Origin of the sequence: Rhizobium sp. AG855 (genome assembly GCF_003610655.1) — a bacterium.
Taxonomy (GTDB): domain Bacteria; phylum Pseudomonadota; class Alphaproteobacteria; order Rhizobiales; family Rhizobiaceae; genus Allorhizobium; species Allorhizobium wuzhouense.
On record NZ_RAQG01000003.1, the window covers coordinates 964,511 to 986,858 of the forward strand.

The following is a 22,348-nucleotide window of genomic DNA, read 5'->3' on the forward strand; positions in this document are numbered from 1 at the left end:
AGACGTGAATTTTCGGACACCAGTTGCCGCAGATCGCAGCGGATTGCATGCGCGTGCGGAAAGCGCATACTGAGTGATGCGCTTTGGGAGGAGCCGATGTCACAGGAACTGAGCCATTCCGATCTCGTCTACTCGACCGCACGACAAGCCTCTGCGGCCGTGACATCGCCCGTTGCCGCCTCATGGCGCCGCTGCCTCACCCTGCATCACCTGCAGCCGGAGGCCGCAGCACTGCCGATGCAGGTCGAGGACAAGCGGTTTCGCGAGGCGCGCGAGAAGATGGAGCGGCTGATCGGCAATGCGACCGATGAAGTCGACCGGCTCTACCAAATGATCGGCCGCTCGGGTTGCTGCATCGTGCTGGCCGACGCCGAGGGGATCGTGGTGGATCGGCGCGGCGCACCCGGCGACGACGCCGATTTCCGCAGGCTTGGGCTCTGGCAGCAGAATGTCTGGAGCGAGGCGAGCGCCGGAACCAATGGGATCGGTACGGCGCTGGCCGATGAACGGTCCGTCATCATTCATCGCGACCAGCATTTCATGAGCGCGAATATCGGGCTCTCCTGCGCCACGGCCCCGATCCGAGACCATCTCGGCCGGGTGACGGCAGCGCTTGACGTTTCCACCTGCCGCAGCGATGTCAACGACATGACGCTTGCGGTTCTCTCCCAGGCAGTCCGGGATGCAGCGGCGCGGGTCGAGTGCAATCTCTTCCGCAGCGCCTATGCCGGGGCCCGCATCATCGTGGTGCCGCAGGCCAATACGGTGGCGGCCCTGATCGCCGTCGACGGCGACGACATCATCCTTGGGGCGACGAAATCCGCCCGGATGGCGCTGAAGCTCGATGACCGGATGATCGCTCAGGGGCTCCCGGCGGCCGACGCGCTGCGGGAAGCGCGCGGTGAAGCCAGCGGCGATCTCGACGACGCGGAGCGGGCGGCGATCCGGCGCGTGCTGTCGCGGGCACAAGGCAATGTCTCGCTTGCCGCCCAGATGCTCGGCATCAGCCGCGCGACACTGCACCGGAAGCTGAAGCGTTTCCAGATCCAATAGCAGGGCCGGCACTGTCGCATTCCTGAAACACAGTGCAGTGCGGTACAGGTTCGGGTGCCTTCTCATATCAGCATAAGCGGATGATCATCTTCCCATCGGAACCCGAGGAGGGGTTCCTTTCCTAAAGGGAGGATAATGCCATGAACATCCAGGTCCAGGCACTTGCCGCATCGCCGTTCAAGCTGAAATACGGCAACTTCATTGGCGGCGCGTGGCGCGAGCCGGTGAACGGCCGCTACTTCGAAAACACGACGCCGGTGACCGGCGGCAAACTCTGCGATGTCGCCCGTTCCGACGAACACGACGTCAATCTCGCCCTCGACGCGGCCCATGCCGCCAAGGACAAGTGGGGCCGTACGTCCACCACCGAGCGCTCGAACATCCTGATGAAGGTGGCGCAGCGGATGGAGGACAATCTCGAGCTGCTGGCCCGTGCCGAAACCTGGGACAACGGCAAGCCGCTGCGCGAAACCATGGCCGCCGACATTCCGCTCGCCATCGATCACTTCCGTTATTTCGCCGCCTGCATTCGTGCCCAGGAAGGCACGATCGGGGAGGTCGACCACGACACGATCGCCTATCACTTCCACGAGCCGCTCGGCGTTGTCGGCCAGATCATTCCCTGGAACTTCCCCATCCTGATGGCCGCCTGGAAGGTGGCGCCGGCACTGGCTGCGGGTAATTGCGTGGTACTCAAGCCCGCCGAACAGACGCCGGCCTCGATCCTGGTGCTCGCCGAACTGATCGCCGACCTGCTGCCGCCGGGCGTGTTCAACATCGTCAACGGCTTCGGTCTCGAAGCCGGCAAGCCGCTCGCCACCAGCCCGCGCATCGCCAAGATCGCCTTTACCGGCGAAACTTCGACCGGTCGCCTAATCATGCAGTATGCGAGCCAGAACCTCATTCCGGTGACGCTGGAGCTGGGCGGCAAGTCGCCGAACATCTTCTTCGAAGACGTGATGCGCGAGGACGACGACTATCTCGACAAGGCGCTGGAAGGTTTTGCGATGTTCGCGCTCAACCAGGGCGAGGTCTGCACCTGCCCGAGCCGTGCGCTGGTGCATGAGAAGATCTATGACCGGTTCATGGAAAAGGCGATCAAGCGGGTCGCTGCCATCAAGCAGGGCAACCCGCTCGACATGTCGACGATGATCGGCGCGCAGGCCTCCTCCGAGCAGCTGGAAAAGATCCTGTCCTACATGGATATCGGTCGCCAGGAAGGCGCCGAAGTGCTGATCGGCGGCGAGCGCAACACTCTCGCAGGCGATCTCGCCGGCGGCTATTATGTGAAGCCCACGGTGTTCAAGGGCCACAACAAGATGCGTGTGTTCCAGGAGGAGATCTTCGGGCCGGTCGTTTCCGTCACCACCTTCAAGGATGAGGCGGAAGCACTCGAGATCGCCAACGACACGCTCTATGGACTTGGCGCCGGTGTGTGGAGCCGCGAGGCGAACACCTGCTACAACTTCGGTCGCAACATCCAGGCGGGTCGCGTTTGGACCAATTGCTACCATGCCTATCCGGCCCATGCGGCCTTCGGTGGCTACAAGCAGTCGGGCATCGGTCGCGAGACCCACAAGATGATGCTCGATCACTACCAGCAGACCAAGAACATGCTGGTCAGCTACAGCCCGAAGGCACTCGGGTTCTTCTGAGCTCCTCCCCAGCCTCCCCTTGAGGGGGAGGTCGCAGCAAGGCCGCGGGTGGCGTGAATGTCCGTATCGAATCGGCGTCACGCCATCCCGGCACTGTGAGCCGACCCTCTCCCTCAAGGAGAGGGTGTTGGCGTTGATGTTTTGGAGAAAGCCATGTCGACTGAAACTGCCCCCCGTGTCGTCGCAACCGAGGCTGCCCTCGACTTCCTGGCTGAAATCCAGCGGGATCATCCGGACATCCTCTTCCACCAGTCCGGCGGCTGCTGTGACGGGTCGTCTCCCATGTGTTATCCGGCCCATGAATACCGGGTCGGGGAAACCGATGTGAAGCTCGGAGAGATCGGTGGAGTGCCGTTTTACATCAGCGGGAGCCAGTATGCCGTCTGGGCGCATACGCAGCTGATCATCGATGTGGTGCCGGGCAGGGGCGGCATGTTTTCGCTCGACAACGGTCGGGAGCGGCGCTTCCTGACCCGTTCAAGGCTTTTCGCCGGTGGCGAGGCGTGTCCGCTGCCGGGTGCCTGATATGCGGCTGAACGGCCTAGCGAAGGCCGATTTCGGCGCAGGCCTCTTCGATGATCGCAAGCTTGGCGGCCTGGGAGGCTGCGTATTCCTCGCGGAACTGCCGGGACACCCACATCACCGACCGACCCCTCGCACCTTCCCAGCCGATGCTGCCGAGCGCTTCCGCCTCGCGCAGCTTGCGGTTCAGGTGGGTGCGCGAGAGACGGAAGATTTCCGCCATCTGCGGCACGGAGCGGACCTGGGTGCGCACCCGTTCAGCGGACGGATCGGCCAATTCGATGCCGGCCAGCAGCCAGTCCATGACGATGCCACCATTGTTCAGCCAGGTGAAGAGTGACCAGGTCTGCGGTGGCGTCCGGATGGCCGGGGCCACCATGAAGCGACGGGTGATGGCGGGATGCAGACGGGGCAGCAGTGTCTCGTCGGCCTCGAAGGTCGCCAGACGATTGCCGCCGTCGATCGCGTCCAGACTGCGCAGGTGGATCCAGGTCCAGCGATGGACGCCGGCGATCGTCAGCGGAGAGGGGGCAACCGGGCGGTTGCGGCGGTCGCCGGCATGGACCTGCACAGCGATGCCATAGACCAGCATTTCCTTGACGAAGGCGTCTGCCGTGTTGACGCTCGAAATCTCGAATTGACGGACCTGTTCGAAATACCGCGCGAGGAAGATCGCCGGTTCACTCGCCCCGGATGTGACTTCGTTGAAGTAGTGGGCCATTGCGAGGTGGCCGAGCAGCCAGCGTTGCTGGGTGCCAAAAACGGCAGCGAGCCTCGGGCTTTCGTCGTGGACGGCGAGCAGGGCTGCAGACTGATCCCGGATCGCCTCGTGGAGTTTCGGGCTTTCCAGCAAGGTTTCGACTGTCAGGGACATGTAAGATGCTGCGTCTTCCTGGAGATATTCAGGGGCGGCAAAGTCCCCTAGGCGGCGGACCATATAAGAACTCTCAGCCGACAGCAAACGGCATCGACTTCGATGATTAACGGCCATCGGCCGGTGCCGATGACCTCCAGTCAAGCGTGTTGCGCGTTCAGTCGAAGAGGCTCGAGACCGATTCTTCCTGGCTTGTGCGGTTGATCGCCTCGCCGAGCAGGGTCGATGTCGAGAGCACGCGGATGTTGTGTGCCGAAAGCACCGGCGTGGTCGGCTGGATCGAGTCCGTGATCACCAGTTCGCGCAGCTTGGAGGAGGCGACACGGGTGACGGCACCGCCGGAGAGGACGCCGTGGGTGATATAGGCCGTGACGCTGGTGGCGCCGTTCTTCAGGAGCGCTTCGGCCGCGTTGCAGAGCGTGCCGCCGGAATCGACGATGTCGTCGATCAGGATGCAATCCTTGCCGGAGACGTCACCGATGACGTTCATGACTTCCGACTCGCCCGGACGGTCGCGGCGCTTGTCGACGATGGCCAGCAGACAGTCGAGGCGCTTGGCGAGCGAGCGGGCACGCACCACGCCACCGACGTCGGGCGACACGACCATCACGTTGTTCTGGTCGTAGTGTTCCTTGATGTCGCGGGCGAGAAGCGGCACGGCATAGAGATTGTCGGTCGGAATGTCGAAGAAGCCCTGGATCTGGCCGGCATGAAGATCAAGCGTCAGCACGCGGTCGGCGCCGGCCTCGGTGATCAGGTTGGCGACCAGCTTGGCCGAGATCGGTGTGCGCGGGCCCGGCTTTCGGTCCTGGCGGGCATAACCGAAATAGGGAAGGACAGCCGTGATGCGGCGTGCCGACGATCGACGGAAAGCGTCGATCATGATCAACAGTTCCATCAGGTGGTCGTTCGTCGGAAAGGACGTCGACTGAACGACGAACACATCTTCACCACGCACATTTTCCTGGATCTCTACGAAGATTTCCTGGTCTGCGAAACGGCGGACGCTGGCCTTGCCGAGTGGTACGTTGAGATAGGAGCAGATCGCTTCGGCCAATTGCCGGTTCGAATTACCTGCGAAAACCTTCATCTTGGCCCGCCTGTTACCATGCTGAGATGGGCGCTTTTTAGCGTCCTTACCCTTGAATGCAAGAGGCTTGGACGGGAACACCCCTATTTTCGGTTAATCATCGGAAATTGAATCGTTTAGCAAGACGTCGAGCCGGTCATCCGGCATGGTTCAGCCAGGCCGTCCGTTTCTCCAGGCGACGTATTCGGCCATGCTCTTGGTGGCGATCTGCTGCATGACCGAGGCGGGGACGGCGGCCCACGGGTCCTTGGCGGCCGAGGGCACGACCTCCTGGCCCTGAATCCGATGGAGACGGCCGCCATTGGCGTCGAGCACGTCCCAGACATAGGTGACGGTGACATTGCCGCTGTCGGTGAAGGCCGAGAAATAGCCTTTGAGGATGTGTTCGCTCGACGCGTCATTGGCGCTCTTGATCGTCAGCCCACGGGCGCGGGCCTCGGCGCCGAGTTGCCGCGACAAGGGGGTCACCGCCTGGACGGGGGCGCCGATGATCGGCAGGAAGCGGACCGTGCCGGTGGTGGCCTGGCCCGTGGAGGCCGATTGCGCGGCGGCTGGCTGTGTCTGCTGTGCGGCGGTGGTTTGGGCCGTGCGCGCCGAGGAACCGGCCTGCGGTGCTGCCGGGAACTCCTGCGATGCCGCGCCATCGAGCGGCGGGGAGGCGACCGGGTTTACGCCGCCCTGAGCCAGGGCCTGTGCCTGCGCCTCCAGCGTGTTCTGCGGGCCGCGTGGTGCGGTGGGATAGCTGCCGGCCTGGTCGAGGGGAGCACTCTGAACCGACTGCACGCCGGCCGCGGCCGTGGGCTGTGTCTCTCCATAACCTGCGGGCTGGGTGCCGTTGCCGACATCGGCGCGGGGTGTCAGCACTTCCGTGCTGTTGCATGCGGCGAGCAGCCACAGGGGGAGGAGCATCGCGGCACGGCTCGTGGTCAATGTCGCTGAACGTCTCAAGGGCAGTTCCTTCCCCTTCGGCTCCCGTCACAATTTATGCGTCTAGCACGTTTCGTCTGTCAATTCCCTGAACAGATTGGAAAAACCTGGCGTTCAGACAGCGATCAGTTCCAGCGGATGGCGGGAGAGGGCGCGAGGTGCCGTTTCGGTCGTGAGATAGGTCTGGCCGAGCGTCATGGCGGCTTCCCTGTCGCTGTCCATGATGATCATGTGCACGAAGAGCGTCATATTGGGCTCGATCTCCTGGGGATTGCCGGCATGGAACATCTGATGCTCCATCCAGGAGGGCGAGAAGCGGGCGCCGACGGAATAGCCGCAGGCATTGAAGCGGTGCCGCGTCAGACCACGCTCGTCCATGGTGCGGGCGTGGGCGTCGAAGAGATCGCCGAATGTATAGCCGGGGCGCAGGACCTGCTCGATCGCCTTCATGCCTTCGGCGGCGGCGGCGTAGAGTTCGCGATGGCGGGCCGAGACCTCGCCGATCAGGATCGTGCGCAGCATCGGGGCATGGTAATGGGCGGAGACGCCGGCCCATTCCAAGGTGATCTGGTCCGTGGCCGACAGTTTGCGGCGGCCGGACTTGTAGCGGCACAACAGAGCGTCGGGGCCGGAGCCGATGACAAATTCATTGGCGGAATAATCGCCGCCACCGGCCAGCACGGCGTGCTGGAGCGCCGCCAGAATGGCGGATTCGTCGGCCTCGGGGCCGATCAGCGGCAGAGCTGCGTCGAAGGCGTCGTCGGCCAGGCGAGCAGCTTCCACCACGCGTTCGATCTCGGCCGGGCTTTTGACCAGGCGAAGGTCACTCACGAGATAGGATGCATCGCTGATCTGGGCGAAGTTCGTCAGCTGATTGTCGAGGAGGCGGGCGACACGGCCGGTCATGCCGTGGGTATCGTATTCGATCCCGATGCGGGCGCCGAGCAGATCGAGGTCGCTGAGCAGATTGCGCAGATCCGTCGTCGGGTCGGCATTCATGCGGTCGACCCAGACCACGATGTTCTCGATCGTCGAGGTGTGTTTGGCCTGGCGCAGGTCTGGCGAACGGGTGAGCAGGGTCATGCTGCCATCTGCCTTCACCACCAGTGTCTGGAAGAAGCAGTAGCCGAAGGTGTCGAAACCGGTCAGCCAGTACATGCTCTCCTGGGCGAAGAGCAGCATGGCGTCGAGCTTTTCGGCGGCCATTTTTTCGAGCAGGCGTTCGCGGCGCGCGGAAAATTCGCTCTCGTTGAAATGTCGTGCCATGTCAGTCCTCCGTGATCGCGATCGCTGAAATCTGCCGCCCGTAATCCGGTTCCCCGGCATGGGTGGTTCGGCGATAGGAATAGAACGTCTCAGGTGCTGCATAGGTGCAAAGCCCGAGGCTGTCGGCTGTGATACCGGCACGCGCCAGTCGCATGAGCGTCAGGCCGGGCAAGTCGAACATGGAATGTCCGGGTTTGGTGGACGGGGTGAAGAAGGCGGCGAAGGCCGGGTCCTCTGCCAGGAAACGCTCGACGAATTCCGGGCCGACTTCGTAATTTGCGGCGCTGATCGACGGTCCTAGCGTGGCACGGATGCTCTCCCGCTTCGCGCCGAGGGCGATCATCGCGTCGATGGTGTTTTCCAGGACGCCGCCGAGAGCGCCCTTCCAGCCGGCATGGGCCGCACCGATCACCCGGTTCTCCGCATCGGCGAAGAGGATGGGACCGCAATCGGCGGTCAATACGCCGAGCACCACACCGGGAGCCGCCGTCACCTGGGCATCCGCTTGCGGTCGGCTGCCGTCATAGTCGGCAGTCACCACGACGACATCGGGCGAGTGGATCTGATGGGCAGTTGCCAGACGCTCCGGTTCGAGGCCGAACCAGTCGGCAACGCGGCGGCGGTTTTCGTGAACGCGCGCGGGTTCGTCATTCGAGCCGAGGCCGACATTCAGGCCGCGATAGATGCCGTCCGAGACGCCTCCCTCACGAGTGAAAAAGCCATGACGAATTCCGGCCTTCTTCGCATGGTCGAGGTTTCCAGCGGTGATCGGGCGCGGCTGGTCGGTGGTTGTCATGATCCGGGTCTCCGGCGCTCGGCAAATCGGAGAGGCGTGAGCCATTCTCGCGAAATGCCTGATTTCGTTCGGCTTTCAGTCTATCGAGCCGTCGGGTCGGGGGCGATGGTGGCGTTCGAGGCGGCCCGTGTCAATGCTTGGCCTTGAACGGAGCAAGGTGCAGGGCAGGCATGGAGACCGCCATGACCTTGAACAATTCACCCATGTAGCCATTGCCGGCACCGGCCAGACGGTGGACCGCATCGACGATGGTCTTCTGGGTTGTTTCGTCCTTGCCACGACCAAGAACGGCGGCCCGCTCCTCGATGCCGAGGCCCACCAGAAAATCGCCCTGATGCATGCAGCCATTGAGATGGACGCCGGCGGCGAGGGCGGTGCGGGCGAGGTTTTCGAAGTCGACATGGCTGGTCAGATCCGCGAGGCCCGGATGGGCGAGCGGCGGATCATATTCATGGGCCCGGACCGCCTGGAGCGTGTCGCCGAAATTGCTGACCATGTGGCCGTAGTCGATGACGAGAGCCGTGCCGTGGCTCTGGCGCAGACGCTCGCAGATGGTGAGCATGACCGACTGGCGGGCAGGGGCCACTTCGAAGATTTCGCCATCCGACACCGGCGACGTCGTCTGGGGCAGCAGGGCGGGATCGAGCGTTGCGACGCCGAGCGTGAAGCACAATTCGCCTGTTTCGTCGAGGCCGACCATGCGTTCGCGGAAGCCGGACGGGGTCTTGACGAACTGGCGGATCGGAATGGCATCGAAGAGTTCGTTGGCGGCGAGCAGGGTGAACCCTTCGGGGACGCCGTCGAAGCTGTCATGCCAGGAGACCTTGTCACCATGGCTGGAGAGCGTTTCCATCTGGGTCAGCTTCAGGAGCGCGCTGGTCTCGACGAGATGAACGGTTGCCGTCTCATAGAGGCGGGGTGCCGCGCGGGAGATGACCCGCAGCATGTCGGCCATCATCGTGCCGCGGCCGGGGCCGATCTCGACCAGGCGCACGTCGAGCGGTTCGCCGTGCCGCTGCCAGGCGTTGATCATGAAGATGCCGAGCATTTCGCCGAAGAGCTGGCTGACCTCAGGGGCGGTGACGAAATCACCGGCGCGGCCGAAGGGATGGCGCGTGCGGTAATAGCCATGCTCAGGGTCGGCGAGGCAGAGCGCAAAATAGTCGGTGACGCTGATCGGGCCGTTGGTCGAGATCAGCGATTTGATTTTTTCGGCAAGCGGTGTCGGCATGCGTCCGGCCTCCTCAAGCGCTCGTCCGGGCCATGCGCCCGGAGCGTGCCAAGATCCACAGGCCGACAAGAGCCATGGGCAGAGACAGCACCATGCCCATGGTCAGCCAGCCGCCGAAGAGATAGCCGATCTGCGGATCCGGTTCGCGGAAGAATTCGACGAAGATCCGGGCTGCCGCATAACAGGTGACGAAGACGCCGGTGATACGGCCGGGATGGCGCAAGGCCTTGAAGGCGCGGGCAAGGAGCTGCAGCAGCAGGAAGAGCAGCAGGCCCTCAAGGGCTGCTTCGTAGAGCTGGCTCGGATGGCGGGGGAAAGGGCCGCCGGTCGGGAAGGCCATGGCCCAGGCAACGTCCGAAGGCCGCCCCCAGAGTTCGCCATTGATGAAATTTGCGATACGGCCGAAGAAAATGCCGAGCGGGGCGACGCTGGCGACGATGTCGAACAGGCTCCAGAGCGGTACCAGATGTTTGCGGGCGAAGAAGACCATGGCAAGCGTTGCGCCGAGGAAGCCTCCGTGGAAGGACATGCCACCGTTCCAGACCTGGATGGCGCGGATCGGATTGGCGGCGACTGCGGCGAAGTCGTAGAACAGGATATAGCCGATGCGTCCACCGGCGACGATGCCGATGGCCACCCACAGAATGAAGTCGTCGATCTGCTCGACCGTTGCCGGCGGGGTGCCGTTCGGCCAGAGGTTGGGGCGGCGCAGGAGATCACGCGCGACCAGCCAGCCGATCAGGATGCCTGCAACATAGGCCAGCCCATACCAATGGACCGCCAGGGGACCGATCGAGAAGACGATCGGATCGATCGTGGGGAAGGATACGACGGCGAACAGGTCCAGGACTGACAACAATGGATTGCTTTCGTTGATGCAGGGCGAAAATGGCGTTGCGACTTGGGGCGGTCAAGATGGAATCTGGACGTCATGCCACACCGTCAACCACCTTTATGTCCAGACTACGTCTTGCACCCAGGAGCTTCTGGTCCTACCTCATCTGCAAGGGGACAATGGAGGTCCCGCATCCTGCTCAAAAGGAGAGTTTCATGTCGACCGGACCCAACCGCCTTTTCGATGATTTCGCCAAGCTGATGACGGATGCAGCGGGCGCTGCCCAGGGCGTGCGCAAGGAAGTCGAAACCGCATTTCATGCCCAGGCCGAGCGGTGGCTCAACAGTATGGACCTCGTCAAGCGCGAGGAATTCGACGTGGTGCGGGAGATGGCATTGAAGGCGCGCGAGGAAAACGAGTTGCTGCAGAAGCGGATCGAGATCCTGGAAGCCCAGCTCTCGGCGCAGGCGAAGTAAGAATTCGCTTCGGTGAGCCGCCTTTGCGGCGATCCAAGAGTACTAGACGACATTTTCGAACGGATTGATGGACCCATAGCTGTGGCTATGGGTCTTTTTGCGTTTTCAGAGCCTTGACGGAAACAATGGCGCCTTTTTCCGCGAAAAAATTACAGGTTGTGGACAGGTGCGAAAAAGCCAATCGCCAGAGTCGCTTATGACCTGATGCAAAGGCGATTCCCGAAGCGCCATCCACAGGGTCGTCGTTCAAATCGCCTGTTGGGGGCTGGTACTGGCTTCTGGCGATTATACACTGATTTTAAATGATGATTCGAAACGGGCCTTCACAAGTTTCGGACAGGGTGCGTGTTTTATCCTGGGGTCCTTCGGAATCGTTTTCAGTTAGTTCCGGTTTTAGTGTTCGAGTGCTCCGGCGTTTTGTCGGTAGCCCGTTTTCACTCCGGTCAAGAAGGTGAAGCATGAGCCTCATGGAAATCGAAGTCGAACGCCAGTCAAACCCGGTCGACATGATCGAGTTTGTCGCTGCGACCAATGACTGGTCGTTCGAACGATCCGGCGAAGACGAGATCGCAATGACCGTCGAAGGGCGCTGGGCCGATTACCACGTTTCCTTCTCCTGGATGGAGGAGTTCGAGGCGCTGCATCTGGCCTCCGCCTTCGACCTGAAGATCCCCGAGAACCGCCTCAACGAAGTCATCAAGCTGCTGTCCTACGTGAATGGTCAGGTCCTGATGGGGCACTTCGACCTGTGGCGCAACGAGGACGTGGTGATCTTCCGCCAGTCGCTGCTGCTCGCCGGTGGTGCGGAGCCGACCAATCGCCAGGTCGAGGTTCTGCTCTCGTCCGCCGTCGACGCCTGCGAAGCCTATTACCAGGCCTTCCAGTTCGTCGTCTGGTCCGGCATGGACGCCAAGAGCGCCATGGATGCCGTGCTGTTCGAGACCGTCGGAGAAGCCTGAGCATGAGCCAGTCCGTCTTCGGGCACATCGTCCTCGTGGGCGCCGGCAATATGGGCGGCGCCATGCTGTCCGGCTGGCTGAAGAACGGCATTCCGGGCTCGGCGGTGACCGTGCTCGATCCGGGCCCGTCCGATGCGATGAAGACGCTGATCGCCGAGGCCGGTGCTCAGCATGCGGTGACGCCACCTGCGGGGCTCGTCGCCGATATCCTGTTCCTCGCCGTGAAACCACAGGTGATGGATGCCGTTCTGCCGGGCCTCAAAGGTCTCGTCGGGCCGCAGACGACAGTGGTCTCGGTTGCTGCGGGCAAGACGATCGCCTCGATGGAGGCGCATCTCGGCCCGGCCGGCATGGTGCGGGCGATGCCGAACACGCCGGCAATGATCGGACGCGGCATTACCGGCGCCTTTGCCAACGGCGCGGTGACGGAAACCAAGCGTGACATCGTTCACCGCTTGCTGAAGGTGTCCGGCCCTGTCGAATGGGTTGACAGCGAGGCGGCGATCAATGCCGTGACAGCGCTTTCGGGCAGCGGCCCGGCCTATGTGTTTTATCTCGTCGAGTGCATGGCAGAGGCAGGTCGCAAAGCTGGCCTGCCGGCGGACCTCTCCATGCGGCTTGCTCGAGAAACGGTCGCGGGGGCTGGTGAATTGATGCACCAGTCCCCCGACCCTGCGTCCAAGCTGCGGCAGAACGTGACCTCACCAGGCGGCACGACGGCGGCAGCACTTTCCGTGCTAATGGCCGAAGATGCGATGCAGCCGCTGTTTGACGCGGCCATCGAGGCGGCTCGCAAGCGGGCCGAGGAACTGGCGCAATGAGCAGCGAAACGAAGGCGCCCGAGATCACCTTCGGCGATTTCGAGAAGGTCGACATCCGTGTCGGGACCATCATCGAGGTCGAAGCGTTCCCGGAGGCTCGAAAGCCCGCCTTCAAACTCAAGATCGATTTCGGCCCTGACATCGGGGTGAAGAAGTCGTCGGCCCAGATCACCGTGCATTACACGCCGGAGACATTGATGGGGCGTCAGGTGCTCGGCGTCGTCAATTTTCCGCCTCGGCAGATCGGTCCTTTCCGATCGGAAGTGCTGACATTGGGCTTCGAGGACGCGGACGGCGCAATCGTGCTTGCTGCTGTCGAACAAGGCGTGCCGAACGGGCGCAAGCTGATGTGATCTGCGGCGGCCCCGCGACGGCGCCGCTTTCTTTTCCACCATGACGCTTCTCAGACGGGAACGCGCAAGACGGCGCGCAGGCCACCCAAGGGGCTGTCCTCCAACGTGACGTTGCCGCCATGGCTGCGGGCGATGTCACGGGCGATCGCCAGGCCAAGGCCGGTGCCGGAGGCGTCAAGATTGCGGGCTTCGTCGAGCCGGAAGAAGGGCTTGAAGACGTCGTCGCGTGCCTCGCGCGGGATGCCGGGACCGTCGTCGTCAAAGATGATGACCAGCCATTTGGCCGTGTGGCGGGCATCAATCTTCAGCCGGTTGGCATAACGCCTGGCATTGGAGGCGAGGTTGGTGACAAGGCGGGCAAAGGCGTTTGGGCGGACGGAGACGGATGTTTCTCCCTCGAGCGTCCATTCGAATGTCCTGCCGTGCAGATTGAAGTCTGCCTCGAGCTTCTCGAAGAGTTCGGCCAGATCGAGCCGTCCGACATTCTCTTCCACTTCGCCCTTGGCGAAATCCAGATAGCCTTCGAGCATGCTCTGCATGTCGTCGACATCCTTGTTCAGGTTGTCGAGCTCAGGGCCATCGCCGGCCAGCGCCAACTGCAGGCGGAAGCGGGTGAGGATGGTGCGCAGGTCGTGGCTGACCCCGGCCAGCATGGCCGTGCGCTGCTCCATCTGCCGCTCGATGCGTTCGCGCATCAGGATAAAGGCGAGACCGGCGCGGCGCACCTCGTCGGCGCCGCGTGGCGAAAAGCTCTCCGGCGGTTTCTGCCCCTTGCCGAAGCTCTCGGCCGCATTGGCAAGCGCCAGGATCGGCCGGATCTGGCCGCGCAGGAACAGGATCGAGATGACGATCAGGACGAGGGCGGTCGAGACCATCCAGACGATGAAGATATGGGTGTTCGAGGCATAGGCTTCGTTGCGGCGGGCGAAGATGCGCAAGGTGCCCTGGTCGACGACGATGCGGATCTCGACCAGATTGCTGTCGCCGACGGTGTCGATCCAGAAGGGGCGCCGGATGCGGTCCTCGATCGCATCCGACAGGATCTGGTCGAGGATCGAGAAGAAGGGGCGGGGGCGCGGCGGCGGAAGCTCGGTTCCCGGTTCCAGGGAGACCATCAGGTTGAGCTTGTCGGCGGCGATGTCGACGATCTTGTCGAAATCCTCCTGACCCGGATAGCGATCGAGCAGTTCGATGACGGCGGAAATGTCACGCGTGACGGCGGCCGACAGGCGCTCTGTCACGAGCTGCCAGTGGCGCTCCATGAAGACGAAGGCGACCACGGTCTGCAGGATCAGCATCGGCAGGATGATGATCAGCAGCGAGCGGGCATAGAGACCGGTGGGCAGACGGTGGCGCAGCCAGCGGAGCATGCCCTTGATGCCCGTGGCCGGGCTGCGGTCCTGGTCCCGCCGGATCTGCTCGAATGGCGTCATTGCGTTTTGCTTCCTCGGCGCCCTCAGGCGTCGTTCGTGGCCTGCTCAGTCCATGCTCAGCCGGTAGCCGATACCGCGCACGGTTTGCAGCCAGACGGGGTTGGCCGGATCGTCCTCGATCTTGCGGCGCAGCCGGTTGATCTGGACGTCGATCGTGCGTTCACCGACATCGGCATCGTTGCCCACCAATTCATGGCGGGGAATGGTGTCGCCTGCGCGGCCGGCAAACAGCATCATGATTTCCTGCTCGCGGTCGGTGAGGCGGATCACTTCGGCGCCCTTGCGCAGTTCCTTGCGCAGAAGGGAGAAGGTGTAGGGGCCGAACATGATCTGTTCGATCTTCGGCGCGTCCGGATTGGTGTTGCGCTTGAGGATATTGTTGATGCGCAGCACGAGTTCGCGGGGATCGAAGGGTTTGGCGAGATAGTCGTCGGCACCGGCTTCAAGGCCGGCGATGCGGCTGTCGGCTTCGGAGCGGGCGGTGAGCAGGATGATCGGCACCTTCTTTTCGTCCGACAGGCTCTGGGTGAGCGACAGGCCGGATTCACCCGGCATCATGACGTCGAGCACCAGAAGGTCGAAGCTCAGGCCGCCAAGCTTGCGGCGCGCTTCGGCTGCATCTGCGGCGACCGAGACGCGAAAGCCCTTTTCCGTCAGGAACCGGTGGAGCAGATCGCGGATACGGGTGTCGTCATCGACGACGAGGAGGTGCGGGGCATCATCTGTCAGAACGATCTTTTTCAACACGTCAGTCGGCCCCCTCTTCATCCAAAGGCATGTCCACCGTCTGCTTCTGCATGCCTTGGAGAAAGCGGCGAACGGTGTCGCGCTCCCCGATGCTCATGCCCTGCATGGCCTGGGCGATGCGGCGGGACTGCGGTTCCGACAGTGCCAGCGACAATTCGCGGCCGGCAAGCGTCGGGTAAAGTCTGCGCTGGCGGCGGTCGGCGGGGCCGGCCATCTGGCGGATATAGCCGCTGTCGATCAGTTCCTTCAGCACGCGCGCCAGGCTCTGCTTGGTGATCTGCAGAATGCCGAGCAGGTCTGCCACGGTCATGCCCGGTCGGCGGCTGACGAAATGGACGACGCGGTGATGGGCGCGGCCGTAACCCAGCTTGGCGAGGATGGCATCCGGATCCGAAACAAAGTCGCGATAGGCGAAGAACAGGCTTTCGATCGTCTCAAAATCGATCGCCTTGTCGTCCACCACGGGCAGATCCGGCAAAACCTTTTTGGCAGTCTTCGTCGCAGACTGTCGAACCACGCTGTCATTCCTTTCCGTGCCGACGAGCGTCCCCTGTCGGGGCCGAGGCTTGTCGGCTGTCTTTCGTTTCACGGCGAGGGATGGATCCATCCGCAACGCCCCGCATCGGGTTGCAGGTCCTGCGCCCGCTCGGCGGCAAAACTATGCGCAAGTGTAACAAATTTCCAACAGATTTACGATCTTCGCACAGTTTCACAATCGCATGGAAACCTTCGAGCGCACCTGTCGTTAAGCCCGCAGAAAACCCGTCAGCCACGGGCAAGCGAAGTCGGAGACACTCTCCGGCGGAGAGAGGGACACCGATCATGATCACCCACACCCATGCCGAAACCGAAACATCCGCATCCAGCCTGCGGCCGCTCGCCATCCTCGTGTTCACGACGAAGATCGTCGTTGCCGGATTTCTCGTAAGCCAGGCTGCCTTGGTGCCAGCAAGTCCGGTCGCGCAGGTCTACGGACTGAGCCGCTAAGGACGGTGACCATTCCTCTGGGGAGCCGGGCGTGGTAAGTCGCTCGCCGTCCATAGCAGAAGGAAGGCCATTTCATGGGTCAGGTCCAAGCCGGCATCATCCCGGTCACCCCGTTTCAGCAAAATTGCACTGTTCTGTTCGATGACGAGACGCGCGAAGGCGTGATCGTCGATCCGGGCGGTGATGTCGATGTGATTCTGCAGGTCATCGCGGAAAACCGGATCACGCTTTCGGCGATTTGGCTCACCCACGGGCATCTCGACCATGCCGGTGGGGCTGCCGAGATGAAAGAGCGCACCGGGCTGGCCATCATCGGGCCTCACAAAGACGATCTTCCGCTTCTGCAGCGCATCGAGACCCAGGCGGAAAAATACGGCATCACCGGGCTTCGCAATGTGACGCCGGACCAATGGCTCGAAGACGGCGCCAAGGTCTCGTTTGGTCGTCATGAATTCGAGGTTTATCACTGCCCGGGGCATGCGCCTGGCCATGTGATCTACTTCAACCGCGACCAGAAATTCGCGCATCTCGGCGATGTGCTGTTCAATGGTTCGGTGGGGCGCACCGACCTGCCCGGCGGGGATCATCAGACGCTGATGAACTCGATCCGTGACAAGGTGCTGCCGCTCGGGGACGATGTCGGCTTCATCTGTGGCCATGGTCCTGGAAGCCGGATCGGCGACGAACGCCGCAGCAACCCATTCATCCAGGGGCTCTGATCCACTTGCCAATAACGCAGAAAAGCCCCGCAAGGGGCTTTTCGCTATCGATATATTGGTATCAGCCTGCGGTGCAGAAGTGCGACTGGCCGTCGTAGCCGATATAGGTCCCGGTGCGGGAATTGAAGCTGCGGTAACGCTGCGAGCAGTACTGATACCAGGCGCCGGTCCAGGGTTCGACGCTGTAGGACTGATAGACGGGCCGCTGCTGCTGGTAGACCGGGCGCGGACGATAGACCTGGCGACGCGGCGGCGGCGGTGGGTAATCGTCGACGTAATAATCCTGGTCATCATAAACGGACACCGGTCCACGGTCGACATAGACGCGGCGCTGGGGCGGGGGGCTTGCCAGGGCAGAACCGACGATCACACCGGTTGCAAGGCCGATCACGCCAAGGGCGATGGCGTCGCCGTTGTCATGGCGGTGATGACGATAATAGCGGTCATCGGCCTGAGCCTGCGAAGCAGCGGCCATCGGGACCAGGGTGACTGCAGCCGCAAGAAGGGCATTGCGCGCGAATTTGATCATGGCTTCGTTCCTCAACAACTGCGTGGTGCCTGAAGCAACACGCTATGGGAGGACATTAGGACTCGTTGGCTGAACGCAGTCTGAATGAAAAAACCCGGCATGGATGCCGGGCCGCAATTTTGAAGACAATACCGGCTGACGGAAATCAGCCGGAGATCTGCAGGTTTACGGCCTTGGGGCCTTTGCCGCGGCGATCCGGTTCCGTGTCGAAGCTGACCTTCTGGTTCTCGGTGAGACCCGAAAGGCCCGAAGCCTGGACAGCGGAAATGTGGACGAAGATGTCCGCGCCGCCATTGTCGGGCTTGATGAAGCCAAAGCCCTTGTCGGTGTTGAAGAATTTTACAGTGCCAGTCTCGGCCATGCGTCAGGTCCTTTTCTCTCTGCCCGTATTCGGCGGGGCAGCATTACAATTTTACCCGCTTGCGGGTGCGCGACAGGCATTTGTCGAAATGTGAGGAAAGGGGCCTTGTTACCGCAGACAATACCGAGATGTTGCTTCGCATCCCGCCATCAACTGCCCGGGGTTGTTATAGCGTCCCCGGCGCGCATCTGTTTATAGGTCTTCCCATGCTCGCAAATTTGCCCGAACGGCGGAAGAGTGCTTGGTTTGTGGTTAATTGGCAAGCAAAAGTTTCAGCGGGCGCGGTGTGCAAAGTCCCGCATTCTCAGTGTACTTGGCGTGAATTCCACATGCCGGATAAGCAGATTTTGCCTTCGCGTGAAAATTTGCATCGCCTGCGATGCAGATTGCGAAAAATATGCACTCCATCACGGATTTTTTCGGTCGAAAATTTTGCGTGCGGACACGAGGCGCACCGTCGTCTTTCTGCCTCATGCCTTAAGGTTTCCAGCCGGTTCCGCCCGAAAATGGATGATCATGGGCGGAGATTTCCGCCTTCGGCGACCAGCCGCGCGCAAGCGGTGACATGAAAATCGCATCTCAGGTGGGCCGAGAGACCGGCCGCGCGCGGCCGGCAGGCGGCGTTGCGCGCTCTGCCTGGCCGAGTTCGCCGGCGTGCTCAGGCCTTTCGTCACGTATCAAAGGTGACTGATTTCAGCTTGTCGATGCCGAGCGCCTGGAGCGCCAGCTTTTCGTAGAAGGGCTCCGATTTGCCGAGCTTGACCTTGTAGAGGAAGTATTTCTCGAAGCCGATCTTTGCCGCATGCACCCACTTGCCCTGCGAGGACCAGTTGACATTGCGCGGCGGCAGCTGTGGCTGGGCGACGAAGGCTATGCCTCCATCGCCGAAATCCGCGAGGCAGACGGCGTTCCAGGTGCCCTGGGCATCCGGCTTCTCGCCATTGATCAGGGCAGCTATATTGTGGGCGGTGGCCGTCACCATGGATTCGATCATGAAGCCGGTCTTCGGTACGCCGACCGGTACGGCGGTCTTGCCGAGCGGCGGGATGGCAACGCAGACGCCGACCGAAAAGATGTTGGGGAAGGTCGGGTTCTGCTGATGCCTGTCGGCAAGGATGAAGCCGCGCGGATTGGTCAGGCCTTCGATGTCGCGGATGGCGGCGACGCCGCGAAAAGCGGGCAGCATCATGGTGTAGGCACTCGCGATTTCGTGCGTCGTCTTGACCTTGCCGTCGTCGTTCATCTCCTCGGCGGTCACCTTGTCCGCATCGAACTTCTTCACGCGGGCATTGGTGACCCATTTGATATGCTTGGAGCGGAGGGCGCTTTCCAAGAGCCCCTTGGTGTCGCCAACCCCGTCCAGCCCGAGATGGCCGATATAGGGTTCCGACGTGACGAAGGTCATCGGCACGCGGTCGCGCACCTTGGCATCGCGCAAGGCCTTGTCGAGGATGAACGCGAATTCATAGGCAGGGCCGAAACAGGAGGCGCCCTGGACGGCGCCGATGACGACGGGGCCGGGATTGGCGACGAGCCTGTCGAAGGCCTGTTTTGCCGCAAGCGCGTGTTCGATGTGGCAGACCGATTGGGTGTGACCTTCGGGGCCGAAGCCGTCGATCTCGTCGAAGGCCAGCTCCGGGCCCGTCGCAATGACGAGATAATCGTAATCGAGCGAGGTGCCGTCCGCCATGTCGATCCGGTTCTCGCTTGGCTGAAGACGCAGGGCGCCCTGCGGATGCAGGGTGATGCTGCGCTTGGCACAGGCCGGCCGCAGATCGACCTCAATCTCTTCGCGTCCGCGCCAGCCAACCGCCACCCAGGGATTGGAGGGGACGAAGGAATAGGTCGATCCCTTGTTGATCAGGTGGATCTCGACCTCCTTGCCGAGACGATCGCGCAATTCGTATGCCATGATGGTGCCACCCAGGCCGGCACCCAATACCGCAATCTTCTGCATAGCGTTCTCCTCCCGGCAATGCTCAGGAGAACAATATATACGAAACTACATAGGTATCAATTATTCTAAATGCTGATACGCCCGAGCCATAGGATCATCCTTGGTGCCCGTCTCGCCGGCTGCCTTCCGAGCGGATCAGGTCATCGACGCTGCGGCGCCAGAGACGGAAGCCACCGAAAGCCATCACACCGAAGCAGAGGGCCAGAAGGCTGATCAGCGTGATCCGCTCATCGCGGGGGAGGGTGCTCGACTGGATCGGATGCGGGGTCGTCTTCGGCGCGGCGAGGGTGCCGATGCTTGAGGTAATCTCCCGGCTTGGGGGCAGGGCCGGCTGGTCGCCGCGCGACATTTCTCCCTGAGAGGCAGTGATGGCGGGTTCCGCTCGCGCGGCGAAACTCGGCGCCTGGAGGCTGGCCAGTGTCACGGCGACGACAATGGCGACCGCTGGGATGCCCGACGTCCAGCGGTGGCGGGGCCTCCTCTCCTGGTCGAGGTCTGAAACGGACATGGCGGATCCTCGCTTCTGCTTCCGGATACCTGACGAAACCGCTATTTGTGGTCAGCAGAAGGACGGAAATGTGGCCGTGTCGGAGCCTCATTGTGACTTCGGCGCAAAGCATTGCCTCGGTGACGCATTTCTCTGACCTTGTCGGTGCTTTCTGCTTGAAAGGCCGGGCCTCTTTCGCCATAGAGCTTGGACCTGAGGCCCTGGGAACCGGGGTCGATGTTCAATCAGCTCAGGACACATCCTCATGGCTTTCCTTGCCGACGCTCTTTCCCGCATCAAGCCTTCCGCGACCATCGCCGTCACGCAGATGGCCCGGGAGCTCAAAGCGCAGGGGAAAGACGTCATTTCGCTTTCCGTCGGCGAGCCCGACTTCGATACGCCGCAGAATATCAAGGATGCGGCTGTCGCCGCGATTGCTCGTGGCGAAACGAAGTACACGCCGGTTGCCGGCATTCCGGAGCTGCGCAAGGCAATCGCTGACAAGTTCAAGCGCGAGAACGGGCTCGACTACAAGCCCGAGCAGGTGATCGTCGGCACCGGCGGAAAGCAGATTCTTTTCAACGCCTTCATGGCGACGATCAATCCGGGAGATGAAGTCGTCATCCCGGCGCCGTTCTGGGTCTCCTATCCGGAAATGATTGCGTTGTGCGGCGGCACGCCTGTTTTCGTCGAAACGACCATCGAGAACAATTTCAAGCTGACGGCCGAGCAACTGGACAAGGCGATCACGCCGAAGACCAAGTGGTTCATGTTCAACTCGCCGTCGAACCCGTCGGGTGCCGCCTACAGCAAGGACGAGCTGAAGGCGCTGACCGACGTGCTGATGAAGCATCCGCATGTGTGGGTTCTGACCGACGACATGTATGAACATCTCGTGTTCGGTGACTTCGTCTACTACACGCCGGCGCAGGTCGAGCCTGCGCTCTATGACCGTACGCTGACCATGAACGGCGTGTCCAAGGCCTATGCGATGACCGGCTGGCGTATCGGCTATGCCGCCGGCCCGCTGCCGCTGATCAAGGCCATGGACATGATCCAGGGCCAGCAGACCTCCGGCGCCTGCTCGGTGGCCCAGTGGGCGGCCGTCGAGGCGCTGAATGGTCCGCAGGACTTCATCACGGAATCGAAGAAGGCTTTCGAAGAGCGCCGCGACCTCGTCGTCTCGATGCTCAACCAGGCTTCTGGCCTCGTGTGCCCGAAGCCGGAAGGCGCCTTCTACGTCTATCCGTCCTGCGCAGCGCTCATCGGCAAGACCGCGCCGTCGGGCAAGGCCATCGAGACGGACGAGGACTTCGTCATGGAACTGCTGGCGACCGAAGGGGTTGCCACCGTGCATGGCTCGTCCTTCGGCCTTGGCCCGAACTTCCGCGTTTCCTATGCGACATCGAATGCCAAGCTGGAAGAGGCCTGCAGCCGGATTCAGCGCTTTTGCGCTTCGCTGAAGTAAGCGCCGAGGTTCCTCGGTTTTCGGAAGGGCTTGCCGAAAGGCGGGCCCTTTCGCATTTTCGGCTTTATTGAGGGGGCCGGATGCTTGTGGTATTCTCGGTTGCATGAAAACCGTCAGTCTGCAGGAAGCCATTCGCGATCTCGACACGCTTGCCCACGCGGTCGAGCAGGGCGAAGTCGTGACTGTGACGCGGGACGGCAAGCCGGTGCTGGATCTGGTGCCGCATGCGGGGGCAGGTGAGGGGGAGACGAAGCCAAAGAAGGGCGGGCTGGATCTTGCGGCTGGGGAGGCCTACCTGCGCTCCAAAGGAATTAGCAGGGTTTTCGGCTATGTGGCCGAGGATGTTGATGATCCTTTGCCCGAAGACTTTCTGCTTAGGCCGCTCCCTTAACCATGCGCTGCCTGCTGGACACCCACATCATCGTTTCGATGTTGCAACATGAGCTGGCGCTACGGTTTCCCGGGCCTGCCCGCGTAGTGCAGGCCGCCAACTTCTTCGGTTATGTCAGTGTCGCGAGTGCCTGGGAGATCGCGTTAAAATCCCGGCTGGGAAAGCTGTTTCCCCTTACTGACCTGGATACTATTCCGCAGACCCTTCAGGCAATTGGTCTGTCGATATTGCCCGTGACCCTTCCGCACGTGCTCCACACCCTCGACCCTGAGCCTCCAACCCGCGATCCCTTCGACCGGCTGCTGCTCGCCCAATGTCATGTGGAAGGACTGAAGCTGATCACGGTGGATCGCGCTCTCGTCGACCATCCCTTGGCCTTCCGCCCCTGATTTGGCGACCAGAGGCGGCTAG

At 62.1% G+C, this 22,348-nt stretch carries 26 protein-coding genes; 12 read left to right on the forward strand and 14 right to left on the reverse strand.

The window, feature by feature from the left end:
• Positions 1-96 precede the first annotated feature (96 nt).
• From DFO46_RS04685 to DFO46_RS04695, 3 genes are all read left to right on the forward strand, one after another.
• The gene (locus DFO46_RS04685; RefSeq protein WP_110790906.1) at positions 97-1,053 is read left to right on the forward strand and encodes a helix-turn-helix domain-containing protein; all 957 of its coding nucleotides are present in this window, start codon (positions 97-99) and stop codon (positions 1,051-1,053) included.
• A 140-nt stretch (positions 1,054-1,193) separates the two neighbouring features.
• A complete protein-coding gene (gene adh, locus DFO46_RS04690; RefSeq protein WP_120276503.1) occupies positions 1,194-2,708 on the forward strand; it encodes an aldehyde dehydrogenase in 1,515 nt (504 codons plus the stop codon).
• A gap of 153 nt (positions 2,709-2,861) precedes the next feature.
• The gene (locus DFO46_RS04695) at positions 2,862-3,233 is read left to right on the forward strand and encodes a DUF779 domain-containing protein (RefSeq protein ID WP_120276504.1); all 372 of its coding nucleotides are present in this window, start codon (positions 2,862-2,864) and stop codon (positions 3,231-3,233) included.
• A 16-nt stretch (positions 3,234-3,249) separates the two neighbouring features.
• Here the strand turns inward: DFO46_RS04695 and DFO46_RS04700 are convergent, their stop codons facing one another.
• The 7 genes from DFO46_RS04700 to lgt all read right to left on the reverse strand — a co-directional run bounded on the left by DFO46_RS04700 (position 3,250) and on the right by lgt (position 10,273).
• Positions 3,250-4,104, reverse strand: coding sequence for a hypothetical protein (locus tag DFO46_RS04700; protein WP_120278140.1), 855 nt, complete (start codon positions 4,102-4,104; stop codon positions 3,250-3,252).
• A 157-nt stretch (positions 4,105-4,261) separates the two neighbouring features.
• Positions 4,262-5,194 carry a ribose-phosphate pyrophosphokinase gene (locus DFO46_RS04705; RefSeq protein WP_110790902.1) on the reverse strand — a complete coding sequence of 311 codons (933 nt, stop codon included), beginning with the start codon at positions 5,192-5,194 and terminating at the stop codon, positions 4,262-4,264.
• A 150-nt stretch (positions 5,195-5,344) separates the two neighbouring features.
• On the reverse strand, positions 5,345-6,103 hold the full coding sequence (locus DFO46_RS04710; RefSeq protein WP_120276505.1) for a hypothetical protein: 759 nt from the start codon (positions 6,101-6,103) through the stop codon (positions 5,345-5,347).
• Between the two features lie 132 nt (positions 6,104-6,235).
• On the reverse strand, positions 6,236-7,387 hold the full coding sequence (locus DFO46_RS04715) for a Xaa-Pro peptidase family protein (RefSeq protein ID WP_120276506.1): 1,152 nt from the start codon (positions 7,385-7,387) through the stop codon (positions 6,236-6,238).
• Position 7,388: 1 nt separating this feature from the next.
• Positions 7,389-8,183, reverse strand: coding sequence for a peptidoglycan editing factor PgeF (gene pgeF, locus DFO46_RS04720; RefSeq protein ID WP_120276507.1), 795 nt, complete (start codon positions 8,181-8,183; stop codon positions 7,389-7,391).
• A 130-nt stretch (positions 8,184-8,313) separates the two neighbouring features.
• Positions 8,314-9,414, reverse strand: a complete 1,101-nt coding sequence (locus DFO46_RS04725; protein WP_110790898.1) for a class I SAM-dependent methyltransferase — start codon at positions 9,412-9,414, stop codon at positions 8,314-8,316.
• A gap of 13 nt (positions 9,415-9,427) precedes the next feature.
• Positions 9,428-10,273 carry a prolipoprotein diacylglyceryl transferase gene (lgt, locus tag DFO46_RS04730; protein ID WP_120276508.1) on the reverse strand — a complete coding sequence of 282 codons (846 nt, stop codon included), beginning with the start codon at positions 10,271-10,273 and terminating at the stop codon, positions 9,428-9,430.
• Between the two features lie 191 nt (positions 10,274-10,464).
• On the opposite strand from lgt, the gene DFO46_RS04735 reads away from it, so the two are divergent.
• From DFO46_RS04735 to DFO46_RS04750, 4 genes are all read left to right on the forward strand, one after another.
• Entirely contained in the window at positions 10,465-10,725 is a 261-nt protein-coding gene (locus DFO46_RS04735) for an accessory factor UbiK family protein (protein WP_120276509.1), read from the forward strand.
• 458 nt (positions 10,726-11,183) lie between these two features.
• Positions 11,184-11,684, forward strand: coding sequence for a YbjN domain-containing protein (locus DFO46_RS04740; protein WP_006725585.1), 501 nt, complete (start codon positions 11,184-11,186; stop codon positions 11,682-11,684).
• A gap of 2 nt (positions 11,685-11,686) precedes the next feature.
• Entirely contained in the window at positions 11,687-12,505 is an 819-nt protein-coding gene (gene proC / locus DFO46_RS04745) for a pyrroline-5-carboxylate reductase (RefSeq protein ID WP_120276510.1), read from the forward strand.
• A complete protein-coding gene (locus DFO46_RS04750) occupies positions 12,502-12,858 on the forward strand; it encodes a tRNA-binding protein (RefSeq protein ID WP_120276511.1) in 357 nt (118 codons plus the stop codon). The genes proC and DFO46_RS04750 overlap by 4 nt, the downstream gene beginning before the upstream one ends.
• A gap of 50 nt (positions 12,859-12,908) precedes the next feature.
• On the opposite strand, the gene DFO46_RS04755 is transcribed toward DFO46_RS04750, so the two are convergent.
• The 3 genes from DFO46_RS04755 to DFO46_RS04765 are packed head-to-tail and all read right to left on the reverse strand — an operon-like array spanning position 12,909 to position 15,555.
• Positions 12,909-14,291, reverse strand: a complete 1,383-nt coding sequence (locus tag DFO46_RS04755) for an ATP-binding protein (RefSeq protein WP_110790893.1) — start codon at positions 14,289-14,291, stop codon at positions 12,909-12,911.
• Between the two features lie 45 nt (positions 14,292-14,336).
• Positions 14,337-15,059, reverse strand: a complete 723-nt coding sequence (locus DFO46_RS04760) for a response regulator (protein ID WP_110790892.1) — start codon at positions 15,057-15,059, stop codon at positions 14,337-14,339.
• A complete protein-coding gene (locus DFO46_RS04765; protein WP_110790891.1) occupies positions 15,040-15,555 on the reverse strand; it encodes a MarR family transcriptional regulator in 516 nt (171 codons plus the stop codon). The genes DFO46_RS04760 and DFO46_RS04765 overlap by 20 nt, the downstream gene beginning before the upstream one ends.
• Positions 15,556-15,860: 305 nt before the next feature.
• Between DFO46_RS04765 and DFO46_RS23840 the strand changes: the two genes are divergently transcribed.
• Together DFO46_RS23840 and DFO46_RS04770 are read left to right on the forward strand one after the other, a co-directional pair.
• On the forward strand, positions 15,861-16,025 hold the full coding sequence (locus DFO46_RS23840) for a hypothetical protein (protein WP_165826178.1): 165 nt from the start codon (positions 15,861-15,863) through the stop codon (positions 16,023-16,025).
• A 74-nt stretch (positions 16,026-16,099) separates the two neighbouring features.
• Positions 16,100-16,744 (forward strand): MBL fold metallo-hydrolase, encoded by a 645-nt coding sequence (locus DFO46_RS04770; RefSeq protein WP_120276512.1) that lies wholly within the window; start codon positions 16,100-16,102, stop codon positions 16,742-16,744.
• 61 nt (positions 16,745-16,805) lie between these two features.
• Here DFO46_RS04770 and DFO46_RS04775 read toward each other — a convergent pair whose 3' ends face one another.
• From DFO46_RS04775 to DFO46_RS23740, 4 genes are all read right to left on the reverse strand, one after another.
• Entirely contained in the window at positions 16,806-17,273 is a 468-nt protein-coding gene (locus tag DFO46_RS04775; protein WP_120276513.1) for a BA14K family protein, read from the reverse strand.
• Between the two features lie 145 nt (positions 17,274-17,418).
• Positions 17,419-17,634: a cold-shock protein gene (locus DFO46_RS04780; RefSeq protein WP_006725577.1), complete on the reverse strand. Its 216-nt coding sequence runs from the start codon at positions 17,632-17,634 to the stop codon at positions 17,419-17,421.
• Between the two features lie 670 nt (positions 17,635-18,304).
• On the reverse strand, positions 18,305-19,591 hold the full coding sequence (locus DFO46_RS04785) for an FAD-dependent oxidoreductase (protein WP_120276514.1): 1,287 nt from the start codon (positions 19,589-19,591) through the stop codon (positions 18,305-18,307).
• 94 nt (positions 19,592-19,685) lie between these two features.
• A complete protein-coding gene (locus DFO46_RS23740) occupies positions 19,686-20,099 on the reverse strand; it encodes a hypothetical protein (protein WP_147412738.1) in 414 nt (137 codons plus the stop codon).
• Between the two features lie 244 nt (positions 20,100-20,343).
• On the opposite strand from DFO46_RS23740, the gene DFO46_RS04800 reads away from it, so the two are divergent.
• The 3 genes from DFO46_RS04800 to DFO46_RS04810 all read left to right on the forward strand — a co-directional run bounded on the left by DFO46_RS04800 (position 20,344) and on the right by DFO46_RS04810 (position 22,326).
• Positions 20,344-21,546: a pyridoxal phosphate-dependent aminotransferase gene (locus tag DFO46_RS04800; RefSeq protein ID WP_120276517.1), complete on the forward strand. Its 1,203-nt coding sequence runs from the start codon at positions 20,344-20,346 to the stop codon at positions 21,544-21,546.
• 103 nt (positions 21,547-21,649) lie between these two features.
• Positions 21,650-21,937, forward strand: a complete 288-nt coding sequence (locus DFO46_RS04805; RefSeq protein WP_120276518.1) for a prevent-host-death protein — start codon at positions 21,650-21,652, stop codon at positions 21,935-21,937.
• A gap of 2 nt (positions 21,938-21,939) precedes the next feature.
• Positions 21,940-22,326, forward strand: a complete 387-nt coding sequence (locus tag DFO46_RS04810; RefSeq protein WP_120276519.1) for a type II toxin-antitoxin system VapC family toxin — start codon at positions 21,940-21,942, stop codon at positions 22,324-22,326.
• Positions 22,327-22,348 lie beyond the last annotated feature (22 nt).

What these genes read in the sequence shown, in the direction of transcription:
- DFO46_RS04810 (WP_120276519.1), top strand. Translation starts at nt 21,940, where the DNA reads ATGCGCTGCCTGCTGGACACCCACATCATCGTTTCGATGTTGCAACAT.
- proC (WP_120276510.1), top strand. Translation starts at nt 11,687, where the DNA reads ATGAGCCAGTCCGTCTTCGGGCACATCGTCCTCGTGGGCGCCGGCAAT.
- DFO46_RS04735 (WP_120276509.1), top strand. Translation starts at nt 10,465, where the DNA reads ATGTCGACCGGACCCAACCGCCTTTTCGATGATTTCGCCAAGCTGATG.
- DFO46_RS23840 (WP_165826178.1), top strand. Translation starts at nt 15,861, where the DNA reads ATGATCACCCACACCCATGCCGAAACCGAAACATCCGCATCCAGCCTG.
- DFO46_RS04770 (WP_120276512.1), top strand. Translation starts at nt 16,100, where the DNA reads ATGGGTCAGGTCCAAGCCGGCATCATCCCGGTCACCCCGTTTCAGCAA.
- DFO46_RS04695 (WP_120276504.1), top strand. Translation starts at nt 2,862, where the DNA reads ATGTCGACTGAAACTGCCCCCCGTGTCGTCGCAACCGAGGCTGCCCTC.
- DFO46_RS04710 (WP_120276505.1), bottom strand. Translation starts at nt 6,103, where the DNA reads ATGCTCCTCCCCCTGTGGCTGCTCGCCGCATGCAACAGCACGGAAGTG.
- DFO46_RS04750 (WP_120276511.1), top strand. Translation starts at nt 12,502, where the DNA reads ATGAGCAGCGAAACGAAGGCGCCCGAGATCACCTTCGGCGATTTCGAG.
- DFO46_RS04785 (WP_120276514.1), bottom strand. Translation starts at nt 19,591, where the DNA reads ATGCAGAAGATTGCGGTATTGGGTGCCGGCCTGGGTGGCACCATCATG.
- DFO46_RS04705 (WP_110790902.1), bottom strand. Translation starts at nt 5,194, where the DNA reads ATGAAGGTTTTCGCAGGTAATTCGAACCGGCAATTGGCCGAAGCGATC.
- DFO46_RS04760 (WP_110790892.1), bottom strand. Translation starts at nt 15,059, where the DNA reads ATGAAGAGGGGGCCGACTGACGTGTTGAAAAAGATCGTTCTGACAGAT.
- DFO46_RS04775 (WP_120276513.1), bottom strand. Translation starts at nt 17,273, where the DNA reads ATGATCAAATTCGCGCGCAATGCCCTTCTTGCGGCTGCAGTCACCCTG.
- DFO46_RS04755 (WP_110790893.1), bottom strand. Translation starts at nt 14,291, where the DNA reads ATGACGCCATTCGAGCAGATCCGGCGGGACCAGGACCGCAGCCCGGCC.
- DFO46_RS04740 (WP_006725585.1), top strand. Translation starts at nt 11,184, where the DNA reads ATGAGCCTCATGGAAATCGAAGTCGAACGCCAGTCAAACCCGGTCGAC.
- adh (WP_120276503.1), top strand. Translation starts at nt 1,194, where the DNA reads ATGAACATCCAGGTCCAGGCACTTGCCGCATCGCCGTTCAAGCTGAAA.
- pgeF (WP_120276507.1), bottom strand. Translation starts at nt 8,183, where the DNA reads ATGACAACCACCGACCAGCCGCGCCCGATCACCGCTGGAAACCTCGAC.
- DFO46_RS04725 (WP_110790898.1), bottom strand. Translation starts at nt 9,414, where the DNA reads ATGCCGACACCGCTTGCCGAAAAAATCAAATCGCTGATCTCGACCAAC.
- DFO46_RS04700 (WP_120278140.1), bottom strand. Translation starts at nt 4,104, where the DNA reads ATGTCCCTGACAGTCGAAACCTTGCTGGAAAGCCCGAAACTCCACGAG.
- DFO46_RS04780 (WP_006725577.1), bottom strand. Translation starts at nt 17,634, where the DNA reads ATGGCCGAGACTGGCACTGTAAAATTCTTCAACACCGACAAGGGCTTT.
- DFO46_RS04715 (WP_120276506.1), bottom strand. Translation starts at nt 7,387, where the DNA reads ATGGCACGACATTTCAACGAGAGCGAATTTTCCGCGCGCCGCGAACGC.
- DFO46_RS04800 (WP_120276517.1), top strand. Translation starts at nt 20,344, where the DNA reads ATGGCTTTCCTTGCCGACGCTCTTTCCCGCATCAAGCCTTCCGCGACC.
- DFO46_RS23740 (WP_147412738.1), bottom strand. Translation starts at nt 20,099, where the DNA reads ATGTCCGTTTCAGACCTCGACCAGGAGAGGAGGCCCCGCCACCGCTGG.
- DFO46_RS04685 (WP_110790906.1), top strand. Translation starts at nt 97, where the DNA reads ATGTCACAGGAACTGAGCCATTCCGATCTCGTCTACTCGACCGCACGA.
- DFO46_RS04805 (WP_120276518.1), top strand. Translation starts at nt 21,650, where the DNA reads ATGAAAACCGTCAGTCTGCAGGAAGCCATTCGCGATCTCGACACGCTT.